We start from the raw sequence: 12,984 nt of genomic DNA, 5'->3' as shown, positions 1-12,984 counted from the left end.
TCAGCAGCCGCAGTCGCACCCGCAGTCGCAGCAGTCACAGCCATCGCAGCAGCCGCCGTCACCGCAGCACCCGCAGTCGCAGTTGTCGCACCAGGCCTCCCGCTTCTGGCGCGACCAGGGCCCCTCGTGTTCGGTGCAGCACAGCTGGCAGGTGCAGAAGAGTCCGATCGACACCGCGCAGCCCGCGAGCAGCCCCCGGCGCGGCTTCTGCGGCGGCAGGCCGCCGAAGCCGCCGCCGCTCCCGCCCCCGGGCCCGCCCGGGCCCCTCGGCGGGGGCGCGACGGGGCCGCCGGGCGCGGTCGGCCCGTAGGGGTTGGCGCCGTACTGCTGCGCGTGCGGGGCGCCGTACGGGCCCCCGCTCCCGGCGTCCCAGGCGGGCGGCGCCGCGCCGAAGCCCGGGGCGCCCTGGCCGTGGCCGTGGTTCTGGCCGTGGCCGTGTGCGGGGGATCCGGCGGCGGCGCCGGCGCCGGTGTGCCCGCAGGAGCCGGTGCCGAAGGCGCGGTCCACCGAGGTCCGCAGCTCGTGGACCAGCAGCCGGTGCGCGAGCCCCGCGTCCACGAATTCGGCCTCGCGCAGGGCCAGCCGTATCCCGTGCAGCGCGTCGTCGCAGAGCCGCCGCGCCTCGGCGAGCGTGGTCCCGGTGGCCGTCAGCGGGTTCCAGGCGCCTGCCGCGGCGTCCGCGGCCTGGTCCTCCACCGCGTCCAGCAGGTGCGCGAGCCGCCCGAAGTACCGGCCGGCCTCGGCGAGCGCGGGGGCGTTGCCTGGACGCCCGGCCAAGGTCGCGGTATGCGCGAAGGCGGCGGCCGTGGCGGTCTCGGTCGGCTCGGTCACCCGCAGCACCGGGGTGCCGGGGCCGGCCAGTGCCTCGATGGCGCCCTGCCGGTCCACCGCGTCCACGAGCACCGCGGTGTCGAAGCCCAGGGAGGCCCCGGTGCGGGCCCCGGCACGGTCCCAGCGCCGGGCCACGGTGCGCGCGGCGGCGGCCAGCGGAGCCCGCGCCAACAGGCCGTCCCGGTCGGCCACGTGGTCCCGTACCTTCGCCGAGGCGAGGACCAGGGAGACGGCGGCGGCGAGCCGCGCGCCCTCGCCGTTGGCCACCGGGGCGGTGCGCATCCCGCGCAGCGGGCAGGGGCCCGCCGTGCGCCGGGCGCCCGGGGCCGGTCCGGACTGAGCCTCCGTCAGAACGGAGACGAGCAGCCCGTCGTAGTTGGTGACGATCCGCGCGAACTGCCCGTGGTCCCCCCGAAGTGCCAGGCACAGTCCGCAGAGATGGGCCGTCCACTCCGTCTTGAACCGGTCTCCGAGCCGGTGCGTGCAGGGTCTGACGATGCCGAACAAGTGGTTCCCCCGTGTGTCAAGCGCGTGCGTGCGGGGCATCGTATCGAGCCCGGCCCTTCACCCGTACGCCCCCTGCGGTCACCTGAACGGATGCAGCGATCGTATTTTCACTCAGTCAGCAGTGGGTAGACGCTGGGAACCTTGGCCCGCACCGGATGTTGTGCACCAGTACCGTCACGAAACCCCTGCGCGGCGACTATCCACTTGGCGCGTTGTCAGCATCATGGTCGACCATAGGGACGCGGAGAAGAAGACAGACAGACACCGGTGAAAGGAGGCGTCCATGGGTTCGGTACGCAAGGCGAGTGCCTGGCTGGGTCTCGTCGAGGACAGCGGCGACGAGCGGTACTACGACGACGAGTACGCGGAGGCCGCGGCACAGAGCAACCACTCGGGCGGTGTCGAGCGCGAGCAGTGGGTCACCGACCCCCGGATCCAGGTGGCGTCCGAGTCGGCCGTCGAGCAGGGGCGGCGGATCGCCACGGTGACGCCCGACGGCTTCCGCGACGCGCGGGGCATCGGCGAGCTGTTCCGCGAGGGCGTTCCGGTGATCGTGAACCTGTCGTCGATGGACCCGGGCGACGCCAAGCGCGTGGTCGACTTCGCGGCGGGGCTGACCTTCGGCCTGCGCGGCTCGATCGAGCGGGTGGCGACCAGAGTCTTCCTGCTGACCCCGGCCGACACCCAGATCGTCAGCGGCGAGCCCGGCGGGCGCACGCGCGACTTCTTCAACCAGAGCTGAGCGGGGTGCTCACCGGAAGGCGTCGAGGCCGGTGAGTGCCTTGCCCAGGACCAGCTGGTGCATCTCGACGGTGCCCTCGTAGGTGAGCACCGATTCGAGGTTGGTGGCGTGCCGCATGACGGGGTACTCCAGGGAGATCCCGTTGGCGCCGAGCACGGTCCGCGCGGTGCGGCAGATCTCGATCGCCTCGCGGACGTTGTTGAGCTTGCCGAAGCTGATCTGCTCCGGCCGCAGGGTGCCCGCGTCCATGCGGCGGCCCAGGTGGTGGGCGAGCAGGATCCCCTTGTGGAGTTCCAGTGCCATGTCCGCGAGCTTGGCCTGGGTGAGCTGGAAGCCGCCGATCGGCTTCCCGAACTGCTCCCGCGTCTTCGCGTAGTCGAGCGCCGACTCGAAGCTGGCGCGCGCCGCGCCCATGGAACCCCAGACGATGCCGTACCGCGCGTGGCTGAGGCAGCCGAGCGGTCCCTTGAGACCGGTGACGCCCGGCAGCACCGCGTCGGCGGGCAGCCGTACGTCGTCCAGGACCAGCTCGCTGGTCACCGACGCGCGCAGCGACCACTTGTGCTTGATCTCGGGCGCCGAGAAGCCGGCGCTGTCCGTCGGCACGGCGAAGCCGCGGATCCCCTCGTCGGTCTGCGCCCACACCACGGCGACGGCCGCGACGCTGCCGTTGGTGATCCACATCTTGCGGCCGCTCAGCACCCAGTCGCTGCCGTCGCGCTTGGCCTGGGTCCGCATCGCGGCCGGGTCCGAGCCGACATCGGGCTCGGTCAGCCCGAAGCAGCCGATCAACTCGCCGGCGGCCATGCCGGGCAGCCAGCGCTGCTTCTGCTCCTCGGATCCGTACTTCCAGATCGCGTACATGGCGAGCGAGCCCTGTACGGAGACCAGGGAGCGGATCCCGGAGTCGGCGGCCTCCAGCTCCAGGCAGGCCAGTCCGTACTGCACAGCGCTGGCGCCCGCGCACCCGTACCCGGTCAGGGACATCCCGAGCGCGCCGATGGCCCCCAGCTCGCGGGCCAGTTCCCGGATCCCGGGCAGCTCGCCCTTCTCGTACCAGTCCGCGACGTACGGCAGCACGCGGTCGGCGGCCCAGTCCCGGACGGTGTCCCGCACGGCGAGGTCCTCGGGGCTGAGCAGCTCGTCGAGCCCGAGGGGGTCGGTGGGGACGAAGGGCGTTTTCGACGCGGACACGGGGGCCTCCCGGCGGGCCTGAGACAAAACCTAGCGCTGCAAGTTATCCCCCGCCCGTGCCCGTGGTCCACCCCTCCCGAGCCGGGGGCGGGGGATCGCCCGCCGGTGCGGGCCGGACGTGCTCGCCCTGATCCGCCGGGCACGCGTCAAAGCTGCCCTCAAACGCCGGGCGGGCTGAATTGCCCTCCGGGCAACTCAGCCCGCCGGCGTTTGAGGCGCGGGGTCCGGGGCGGAGCCCCGTGTCCACCACCCGCACCCCCAGCCCCGCCGGCGTTTGAGGCGCGGGGTCTGGGGCGGAGCCCCAGGGAACGGGGAAGGGTGGGGAGGGGCAGGCTCCGCGCAGCGGATACCGGCCGGGCACCCGGCCGCCGGCCCCGGTCACGACTGACGCGACCGGTCCCGCGCCCGGGTCGGGGCCGAGGCAGGGTGGCCGCCCCCGGTCGGGAGCGGGTGGCTGCCGCCGGCCGGGGCCGGGCGGGTGCCCGGGGTCGGTTGGGGCGGGAGCCATGGTGGGGCGGCGGGTTCCGCGCACGGCAGACCCGGCCCCCCGACCGGCTCGGGCTCCAGCCCCCGCGGCAGCCGTAGCCCCAGCACGGCCCCCAGGAACAGCAGCCCCGCACTCACCCCCAAGGTCACATGCAGCCCGTGCACGAAGGCGTGCCGCGCCGCGGAGTACAGCGCCTCCCCCGCCGGCCCCCCGAGCCCCCGCGCGATCTGGTACGCCTCGCCGAGCGAATTCCCGGCCCGCCCCGCATCGGCCGCCGACACCCCCGGCACCTCCCGCAGCCCGGGTATGTACGCCGCGTTCATGACGCTGCCGAGCAGCGCGATGCCCATGCCCGCACCCAGCTGGTAGGAGGTCTCGCCGATCGCCGCCGCACCCCCCGCCTTGCTGGCCGGAGCCTCGCTCAGCATGGACTCGTACGCCGCGAAGAGCGTCGTCTGGAGCCCGAACCCGAGCACCACGAAGCCGCAGGCCAGCAGCCAGGGCCGGTCATCCAGGCCCATCAGCGTCAGCAGCAGCACCGCGCAGGCGGTGAGCGTGAAACCGAACGAGACCATCGTGCGCGGCCCGACCCGCTGGAGGGTGTACGAGCCGGTGGCACCGGCCGCCATCGCCGCGAAGGTGAGCGGCAGCAGCCGCAGACCGGTCTCCAGCGGGGTGAGGTGCAGCACCAGCTGGAGGTACTGGACGGCGATCAGCTCCAGGCCGACCAGCGCCAGCATGGCGAGCACGATGCAGGCCACCGAGGTGGAGAAGGCCGGCCGGGAGAACATCCCGATGTCGATCAGGGGGTAGCGGCGGCGTTTCTGCCGCCGTACGAAGAGCACCAGCAGCACGATCCCGGCCAGCAGCGGCAGCACCGCCCCGGCCTCCATGACGCTCCGGTCGGCGCCCACCCGCTTGACCCCGAGCACGGCGGCGAGCACGCCCCCGGCTGCCATCAGCGCGCCGAGGACGTCCCAGGGACCGTCGTTCGCCCCCTTCGACTCGGGCAGCAGCCAGCGGCCCAGCGGCAGGATGAGCGCCATCAGCGGAATGTTGATCAAGAAGACGGAACCCCACCAGAAGTGCTGGACGAGGAAGCCGCCGATGACCGGCCCGCCGGCCGCGCCGACGGCGGCCACGGCGGTCCATATGCCGATGGCGAGGGCCCGCTCGCGCCGGTCGGGGAAGACCGCGCGCAGGATGGACAGGGTCGCGGGCATGATCATGGCGCCGCCGATGCCGAGCAGCGCGCGGGCGGTGATCAGCAGCTGCGCGTTGCCGGCGAGGGCGGCGATCGCGGAGGCGACGCCGAAGAGCGCGTAGCCGAGCAGCAGGATCCGGCGGCGGCCGACCCGGTCGCCCAGGGTGCCGAAGAGGATCAGCAGCGCGGCGCACACGAGGGGGTAGGCGTCGACGATCCACAGCAGTTCGACCGCGCCGGGGCGCAGGTCCTCGGTGACCGAGGGGACCGCGACGTGCAGGATCGTGGAGTCGAGCGCGACGAGGAGCAGGCTGACGCAGAGGACGGCGAGCACGGCCCAGCGGTTGGCGCCGCCGGTGAGCGCGCCCAGCCGCTGCCGGAGGGTGTTCGTCTCCGACATGCATCTACCTCCCAGGTGAGCCCTCGCCTCGGCGGAGCAGCGTCCGACGGCCGCGGACGGCGGCGTTCCACGGGGCCCGGCATCGACGGCGAGTGAACGGACAGCGTACGCGAGTTCGAGCCACCGCCGACGTGGCCAAGCTCTCATCACGGTCACGGTCGCACGGCCCCCCGCGAGCCCGGCGCAGCACCCCCCTTCCCCGTCCCTCACGGGCGTACGCACCAGGTCACCGGCCGGGTCCCGGCCCGCGGGCCCCGATAATCGATCCCGTGAACGACCACGCCCCGCACGCCCCGACCGCCCCGCCGCCCCCGCGGAACCGGCCTGCGCACCGCCCCTCGGGCCGCGTCGCGGTCCGCCGCGCGGGAGCCCTCGTACCGGCCGCCCTGCGCCGCGCGGCGCCCGCGCTCGCCGCCTTCGCCGCGGTCCGGGCGCTGGGGCTGCTCGCGCTGTGGCTGTGGGGAAGGGCCGCGGACAGCAGCGCGCACACGCTGCTCGGCGCCCGCTGGGACTCCCTCTGGTACGCGCGGGTCGCGGCCGAGGGGTACGGGTACGAGGTGGTGCTCGCCAACGGCGACGTCCACTCGAACCTGGCCTTCTTCCCGCTGCTGCCGTGGCTGGAGCGGGCCGTGGCCGCGCCGACCGGGCTCCCGTACGGGGACGCCGGCCTCGTGGTGGCGTGGGCCGCGTCCCTGGCCGCGGCCTGGGGGATCTTCGCGGTCGCCGACCTCCTGTACGGGCGGCGGGCCGGGGTGGCGGCGGTGGCGCTGTGGGCCGCACTGCCGGTCGGCGTCGTGCAGTCCATGGCGTACAGCGAGGCGCTCTTCACGGCGCTGGCCGCCTGGGCGCTGTACGGGGTACTGCGCGGCCACTGGCTGACGGCCGGCGCGGCGGCCTCGCTGGCGGGACTGACCCGGCCGGTCGGAGCCGCGGTGGTGGTCGCGGTCTGGGTGGCCGCCGTACGGGCCTGGCGGCGCGGCGAGGGTTCGTGGCGCACGGCGGCCGGGGCGGTGCTGGCCCCGGTGGGCGCGGCGGGGTACGTCCTCTGGGTCGGCGCCCGCACCGGGGGCGGGTTGTTCGGGTACCTGGACGTGCAGGGCGGCTGGGGCAACGGCTTCGACGGGGGCTGGGCCTTCGCCCGCTTCCTCGCCGGCCGGCTCGGCTCGGGGACGCCCGCGGGCGTCCTCGCCGGGGTGGGGCTGATCGCGGGGGTCGCGCTGGTGCTGTGGCTGTGCGCGCTGTGCGCGCGGGGGCGCCAGCCGGTGGCGCTGCTGGTCTACGGCGGGATCGTGGTGGCCCTGGCACTGTGTGCCTCCGGGTACTTCGGGTCCAAACCGCGGCTGCTGCTGCCCGCCTTCCCGCTGCTGCTGCCGATCGCGGTGGTCCTGGCCCGGTGGCGGACGGGCCAGTCGGCGGCGGTGCTGGGGGCGCTCGCCCTGGTGTCGGCGGTCTACGGCGCCTGGTGGCTGAACGGTTCGGGGCCGCCGTAGCGGCTCCTCGCGCACCGGTGCGCCGTAGCGGCCCCGCGGTATCGGATGCGCCGTCACGGAAGGGGGAATTCCGATCAATCTTTGCGCAAAACAATTCCTTCTCGCCGCCATAAAGTCCCGATAAGCGCATCCCCTTATTCGGGACACCTGTGGATCACGCCCCGGCGGCCGTGGCACGGGCCAATGCCGGATTCCAGTGAATAAAGACCCGAACGAGACCAACTCCACATCACATGGTCATCACAAAGCCCGGGATTCGACCGGGCGGCCCATCGGCGCGCGGTAACGTCGATTGGGTGCGTACCGACCAAATTTTCACCCGTCTGGAGCGGGTGTTCGCCCGCCTCGACCGGGAACCCGAACGACCGGCTCATCTGCAAGTGCCGCAGATGAGCCGGCACCGTGTCGTGCTCTTCGGCGCGACGCTCGTGTTCTACCTGTCGATCGTGATCGGGGTACTGACCACCTCGTGGCTGGTCCGGCTCGACTGGCAGCTCATGTTCTTCCGGCCGTACGAGCAGTGGCCGCAGGTGCACGCCTTCCTCGACTACCTCGTGGTGCTGGGCCAGCGCGGCCCCACCTCGATGATGGTCATGGCCTGGCTCGGCTGGCGCTGCTGGCGCCAGCACACCCTGCGCCCGCTGATCACCCTGGGCGTGGCGCTCCTCGCGCTCAACGTGACCGTGGGCTCGGTGAAGATCGGCCTCGGGCGCCTCGGTCCGCACTACGCGACCCGGATCGGCTCCGCCGAGATGTTCGGCGGCGGCGATATATTTCCTTCCGGCCACACCGCCAACGCCGTGGTGACCTGGGGGATCCTGGCCTACCTGGCCTCCACCGGAGTCACCCGTCGGGTGCTGTCGACGCTGTCCGCGATCGTCGCGCTGAGCGTCGGTGCCACGACCGTCTACCTCGGTACGCACTGGGTCAGCGACGTGCTGCTCGGCTGGGCCGCCGGGCTGCTGGTGCTGCTGGCCCTGCCGTGGTTCGAGCCGTTCATCGCGCGGGCCGAGGCCTTCATCATGGAGCAGCGCGTCGCCTGGCGGCTGCGCCGCGAGAACGGCCGGGGCGTGGTCCCGGTGCCCGTGGCGCCGCTCTCCGCGCAGGCCAAGGTGTTCGTGCAGCGGGCGGCCAGTGCGCTTCCCGCCGCCGAGGACGTCACCGCGGTGCCGGCGGGTGCGGCGGCCGGGCACGCCGCCGCGGCCCGTACGGCCGCCCCGCACGTGGCCGCCCGGCCGCACCTCATCCGCTCGGAACGGACCCCGGTCACGCCGGTCGGCAGCCGCCGGCCGCCGCACACCGACCGGGACCGGACCGGGCGCAATCCGGCGGCCCGTCCGGTGACCGGAGGCTGATCCTTCCGCGCGGGCGGGGACCCGGTACGCACAGTCCGAACCCGCCCCTCGCCCCGCCCCTCGACGCTCCGCCACGACTGCCGCGAGCCGGATCTCCCTCCGGGCCGCGGCAGTCGTGCGTCAGCCGGACGCCCAGGTGTTCGTCCAAACCGGGTCACGCTTGTGTCACGGATTGTCGACAGCCGCCGCCCCGCGGAGTTCGGCCGGGCAATTGTTTACCGCCCCCGCCGCGGCCCCATTCGCATTCCCCGAAGCCAAGAATTCCCACCCCCCATTCTCCGAACCCCTTCCCCCTTTCCTTGCCCCGGGGCCCCCGAACTGACACCGGCCCGGCCCCTGAGTCCCCACCCGAGCCCGGCGGTTCCACGGCCCGGACGGCCCCGCCACCACGCGCCCTCAAACGCCGGGCGGGCTGACCCGCCCGAGGCGCCTCCGGCGGGGGCCCTCAAACGCCGGGCGGGCTGAAGTTGCCCAGCGGCCACCGAGCTGACCCGAGGCGCCTCCAGGTCGGCCCTCAAATGCCGGGCGGGCCGAGACGGCCCCGCCAGCACGCCGCGTTGCCCGGCGGACGACCACGCACACCACCCCAGCCCCGCCGGCGTTTGAGGCGCCGCCGGAGGCAAGGTCAGCCCGCCCGGCGATTGAGGGCGCCACCGGCCCTCACCGGACCGTCAGCGCCCGCGCCCACCCGGCACGCCCGCCGCCGGACTCGGCACCGGCACCGGAACAGGGGCCGAGGCAACCGGGCCCGCAGGGCCCCCTACCGGACCAGGAGCCGCCGGCGTCGGCGCCGCCCCCGCCGGGGCCGCCGGATCCGCCGCGGGGAGGGCCAGGAGCGTGCCCACCACCAGGGCATCCGGCCGCCCCCCGATCACGACCCGGTTCGCTTCGTACAGCGCCCGCCACCCGCCCCGCACCCGGTGCCTCCGCGCGATCGAGTCCAACGAGTCCCCGCCCCGCACCACGTGCATCCGCCCCGCCAGCCCGTACCGCTTCGAGCAGACCGGCCACGCCTCCCACCCCTGCGTGCCCAGCACGTCCTCCGCCACCCGGATCTGCTGGTCCCGCGCCGCCAGGTCCGCGCGCGGCGCGTAGCCGAGCCCGCCGTGCTCCTCCCAGGTCGGCTGCCAGAACTGCAGGCCCCCGTAGAAGCCGTTGCCGGTGTTCACGTTCCAGCGCCCGCCGCTCTCGCAGTCGGCGACGCAGTCCCAGGGCCACTCGCCGCCCGGCCCGCAGTCCCCGGGCCCGCTGCCGATCACCCCCGGCGCGCCGACGGCCGCCACCCCGCCGGGGCCGGGCGCGGGCGGGGGCGGCGCGGAGGCGTACCCGCGGGAGGCCGCCGACGGCAGGAACACCAGCGCGGCGGCCGTCACCACGGCCGCCCGGATCCGGAAGGTGGGCATCTGGTCACGCTACGCAGCCCCGCGCGCGCCCCCGCCCCGGCGCGCGGCCGCCCCCGCCCCGCCACCCGTAAGGCCGACGCCCGAGGCGCCGCCCCGCTCGCGAAATTCGCGCATTCGGCGCTGCCAACTGAGCACAAAAGGAAAAGAGTTGGTCCGAACACGAAGCTCCGGTCAGCCCGTTCACTCGTCCGGGGGGCAGGTTCGATTCCGTTCCCTCTTTCGGCGTGACCACGGACACCGCTCCCCCGTTGATCCCGGCGAGCCGGGAACCGCCCGGCCCCGCACGCCGAGACGGAACGGCCCACCGGTCCGTCGTAGTCCGAGGAGTCACTCCGTGCCGCGCATGCTCGAGGTCAGTGATGACGTACGCGCCGAGATCGGCGACGAAGAAGCCAACCGGCTGCTCGCCGGTGACCAGGCCCCGAGCAGTTACGACTGCACCTCGTGCCGCACCCCGGGAGACTCGGAGCGCGAGCAGACCAGCACCGTGCTGTTCGTCGGCGAGGAGACGGCCGTCCTCGCCTTCGCCCACGCCCTGTGCATCCCCTCCCAGGTGGTCAACGTCTCGGAGGCCCAGCTCCAGGGCGCCGTCCGCAGCATCACCGGCACCGACCCGGCCGCCGAGGCGCCCCGCGACGCCTTCGCCGCCCCCGAGGTCCCCCAGGCCGTACCGGGCGGCCAGGCCGTCCTCGGGATCACCAGCGGACTGGTCCTGATCGGCGGCGAGCTGCACCCCGCGCTGGTCGTCGAGCCGACCGCGCCGATCGCCCGCCCCGGCACCGACGGCCCCGGCGACGACTTCCTGCCGCTCCTGATCGAGCAGGGCTTCATCCCGGTCACCGACACCTCCACCCTGCCCTCGCAGCTGTCCGGCTGGTCGGTCCTGCTCGCCGCGGGCCTGCTGCACGCCGTGCTCCAGCCCGGCGTCGACGGCGGCGCCCCCACCTCCTGGTGGCAGGCGCACAAGGCGCTCTCGGTCACCGACGGCTGGCGGGCCGCCGTCAACAAGACCCAGCGCGTCCTCGTCTACGCCGCCCCCGCCGGCTCGATCGGCCAGCAGCCCCGCGAGGACCTGCTGCGCGACGCGCTCGACAAGGCCGCGGCCGCGGGCAAGCTCGTGGCCGCCTCCATGCCGCTCGCGGGCACCTGAGCCCCGCCGCACCCCCACCGGACTGCCGTCGTCCGGTCCCGCCGCCGGACCCTTCCGGCGCCGGGACCGCGCGGCGGCGTGCGCCGGGGGTGCGCGGTCCGTCCCGCACACCCCCGGCGATCTGCGATTTCTCCCCGGCGCCCCGCATCCGCGGGGCGCCGGTTTCGTTGGCAGATACGTGCATTCATACGATCCCTCCCGCGCCCCGTCCTATCCGAGCACCGTCCCCCCGATGCGCCCCGCCTGGACGCGGGAGGGGGCGCACGCCGCGTCGCACGCCATCTCGCCCACCCCGATCTTCGACGCGCTGTACTCGGAGTACCTGCGCTCCTTCCGGGCCCTGCCCGGCGACCGCAGCGGCGAGGAGGACCTCGGGTTCACCGCGTTCGGGACGGCCCAGGCCGCCCACGGGGGCGCGCTGGCCACCACCGGCTACGGGAGCACGTACGGCAGCGGCCAGACCAGCACCAGCGGCTGGAACGGCTCCGCCTGGCAGACCGACCCGTGGCAGTCCTCGTACGTCCCGCAGTCCTCGTACGTCCCCCAGCCGTCCTACGCCGCCCAGGGCGCCCAGGCCTCCTCGGGTACGTCCTCGTCCCACGGGTACGCCGCCATCGCCACCGCCCCCGGACACGCGAACGGGCGGCAGCACCAGACCGGGATGCAGCACATCCCGGCGGCCCTGCCGCCCGCTCCGCGCCGGGGCTACTGACCCCCGGCGGACCTTCCGGTCACTTCTTGGCCTTGCTCTTGTTGAAGCCGCGCTTCTCGCGCACCCGCACCGAGATGTGGATCGGGGTGCCCTCGAAGCCGAACTCCTCGCGCAGGCGGCGCTCGATGAAGCGCCGGTAGCCGTGCTCCAGGAAGCCGGAGGCGAAGAGCACGAACCGCGGCGGCTTGGTGCCCGCCTGGGTGCCGAACAGGATGCGGGGCTGCTTGCCGCCGCGCACCGGGTGCGGGTGGGAGGCGACGATCTCGCCGAGGAACGCGTTCAGGCGGCCCGTCGGGACGCGCGTCTCCCAGCCCGCCAGGGCCGTCTCGATCGCCGGGACCAGCTTCTCCATGTGGCGGCCGGTGAGGGCGGAGACGTTGACGCGGGGGGCCCAGGCCACCTGCTGCATCTCGGTCTCGATCTCGCGTTCGAGGTAGTAGCGGCGCTCCTCGTCCAGCTCGTCCCACTTGTTGTAGGCGATGACGATGGCGCGCCCGGACTCCACGGCCATGGTGATGATGCGCTGGTCCTGGACGCTGATCGACTCGGTGGTGTCGATCAGGATGACCGCGACCTCCGCCTTCTCGACGGCGGCGGCGGTGCGCAGGGAGGCGTAGTAGTCGGCGCCCTGCTGGAGGTGGACCTTCTTGCGGATGCCCGCGGTGTCCACGAACTTCCAGGTGATGCCGCCGAGCTCGATCAGTTCGTCGACCGGGTCGCGGGTGGTGCCGGCCATCTCGTTGACGACGACCCGGTCCTCCCTGGCGACCTTGTTCAGGAGCGAGGACTTGCCGACGTTCGGGCGGCCGATCAGCGCGATCCGGCGCGGACCGCCGGGGGCGGCGGTGCCGAAGGTCTGCGGCGGGGCCTCAGGGAGCGCCTCCAGGACGGCGTCGAGCATGTCGCCCGTGCCGCGGCCGTGCAGCGAGGAGACCGGGTGCGGCATGCCGAGGCCGAGCGACCACAGGGCGCTCGCGTCCGCTTCGCCGCTCTGGCCGTCCACCTTGTTGGCGCAGAGCACGACGGGCTTGCCCGCCCTGCGCAGCAGCTTGACGACGGCCTCGTCGGTGTCGGTGGCGCCGACCTTGGCGTCCACGACGAAGACGACCGCGTCGGCGGTCTCGATCGCGTACTCGGCCTGGGCGGCGACGGACGCGTCGATGCCGAGGACGTCCTGCTCCCAGCCACCGGTGTCCATGACCTTGAACCGGCGGCCGGCCCATTCGGCGTCGTACGAGACGCGGTCGCGGGTGACGCCCGGCTTGTCCTCGACCACCGCTTCGCGGCGACCGATGATGCGGTTCACCAGGGTCGACTTGCCGACGTTCGGGCGGCCGACGACGGCGAGGACGGGGAGCGGGCCGGCGCCCGCCTCCTCGATCGCGCCTTCGACGTCCTCGATGTCGAAGCCTTCTTCCGCGGCGAGCTCCATGAACTCCGCGTACTCGGCGTCTCCGAGTGCTCCGTGGTCGTGCTGGTCGTTCATGAAGTCCGTTCCTCGTCGTTCGT

At 74.0% G+C, this 12,984-nt stretch carries 10 protein-coding genes; 5 read left to right on the top strand and 5 right to left on the bottom strand.

Annotated features, from left to right (window positions below):
* Nucleotides 1–1,338, bottom strand: coding sequence for a DUF5685 family protein (locus tag AC0693_RS17265; RefSeq protein ID WP_478802275.1), 1,338 nt, complete (start codon nt 1,336–1,338; stop codon nt 1–3).
* A gap of 283 nt (nt 1,339–1,621) precedes the next feature.
* Between AC0693_RS17265 and AC0693_RS17260 the strand changes: the two genes are divergently transcribed.
* Entirely contained in the window at nt 1,622–2,080 is a 459-nt protein-coding gene (locus AC0693_RS17260; protein WP_356413729.1) for a cell division protein SepF, read from the top strand.
* A 9-nt stretch (nt 2,081–2,089) separates the two neighbouring features.
* Here AC0693_RS17260 and AC0693_RS17255 read toward each other — a convergent pair whose 3' ends face one another.
* Both AC0693_RS17255 and AC0693_RS17250 read right to left on the bottom strand, forming a co-directional pair.
* Nucleotides 2,090–3,274, bottom strand: a complete 1,185-nt coding sequence (locus AC0693_RS17255) for an acyl-CoA dehydrogenase family protein (protein ID WP_478802274.1) — start codon at nt 3,272–3,274, stop codon at nt 2,090–2,092.
* Nucleotides 3,275–3,652: 378 nt separating this feature from the next.
* Complete coding sequence (locus tag AC0693_RS17250) at nt 3,653–5,365, bottom strand: MFS transporter (protein WP_478802273.1); 1,713 nt, start codon at nt 5,363–5,365, stop codon at nt 3,653–3,655.
* A gap of 386 nt (nt 5,366–5,751) precedes the next feature.
* Between AC0693_RS17250 and AC0693_RS17245 the strand changes: the two genes are divergently transcribed.
* Both AC0693_RS17245 and AC0693_RS17240 read left to right on the top strand, forming a co-directional pair.
* Entirely contained in the window at nt 5,752–6,855 is a 1,104-nt protein-coding gene (locus tag AC0693_RS17245) for a hypothetical protein (protein ID WP_478802406.1), read from the top strand.
* A 296-nt stretch (nt 6,856–7,151) separates the two neighbouring features.
* The gene (locus tag AC0693_RS17240; RefSeq protein ID WP_356413738.1) at nt 7,152–8,210 is read left to right on the top strand and encodes a phosphatase PAP2 family protein; all 1,059 of its coding nucleotides are present in this window, start codon (nt 7,152–7,154) and stop codon (nt 8,208–8,210) included.
* A gap of 671 nt (nt 8,211–8,881) precedes the next feature.
* Here the strand turns inward: AC0693_RS17240 and AC0693_RS17235 are convergent.
* Nucleotides 8,882–9,613: a LysM peptidoglycan-binding domain-containing protein gene (locus AC0693_RS17235; RefSeq protein ID WP_478802272.1), complete on the bottom strand. Its 732-nt coding sequence runs from the start codon at nt 9,611–9,613 to the stop codon at nt 8,882–8,884.
* A gap of 343 nt (nt 9,614–9,956) precedes the next feature.
* Here AC0693_RS17235 and AC0693_RS17230 point away from each other — a divergent pair, with 343 nt between their 5' ends.
* Both AC0693_RS17230 and AC0693_RS17225 read left to right on the top strand, forming a co-directional pair.
* Nucleotides 9,957–10,763 (top strand): hypothetical protein, encoded by an 807-nt coding sequence (locus tag AC0693_RS17230; protein WP_356413804.1) that lies wholly within the window; start codon nt 9,957–9,959, stop codon nt 10,761–10,763.
* Nucleotides 10,764–10,995: 232 nt separating this feature from the next.
* A complete protein-coding gene (locus AC0693_RS17225) occupies nt 10,996–11,475 on the top strand; it encodes a hypothetical protein (protein WP_478802271.1) in 480 nt (159 codons plus the stop codon).
* A 19-nt stretch (nt 11,476–11,494) separates the two neighbouring features.
* Here the strand turns inward: AC0693_RS17225 and der are convergent, their stop codons facing one another.
* Entirely contained in the window at nt 11,495–12,961 is a 1,467-nt protein-coding gene (der, locus tag AC0693_RS17220; protein ID WP_356413746.1) for a ribosome biogenesis GTPase Der, read from the bottom strand.
* Nucleotides 12,962–12,984: the final 23 nt, after the last annotated feature.

Source organism: Streptomyces sp. NPDC043876, assembly GCF_056435825.1.
The sequence above is the reverse complement of the archived record's forward strand: the minus strand, read 5'-3'. Positions and strand labels throughout refer to the sequence as shown.

Coding starts and splice junctions, on each gene's coding strand:
- AC0693_RS17260 (WP_356413729.1), top strand. CDS start 1,622: ATGGGTTCGGTACGCAAGGCGAGTGCCTGGCTGGGTCTCGTCGAGGAC.
- AC0693_RS17250 (WP_478802273.1), bottom strand. CDS start 5,365: ATGTCGGAGACGAACACCCTCCGGCAGCGGCTGGGCGCGCTCACCGGC.
- AC0693_RS17235 (WP_478802272.1), bottom strand. CDS start 9,613: ATGCCCACCTTCCGGATCCGGGCGGCCGTGGTGACGGCCGCCGCGCTG.
- AC0693_RS17230 (WP_356413804.1), top strand. CDS start 9,957: ATGCTCGAGGTCAGTGATGACGTACGCGCCGAGATCGGCGACGAAGAA.
- AC0693_RS17225 (WP_478802271.1), top strand. CDS start 10,996: ATGCGCCCCGCCTGGACGCGGGAGGGGGCGCACGCCGCGTCGCACGCC.
- der (WP_356413746.1), bottom strand. CDS start 12,961: ATGAACGACCAGCACGACCACGGAGCACTCGGAGACGCCGAGTACGCG.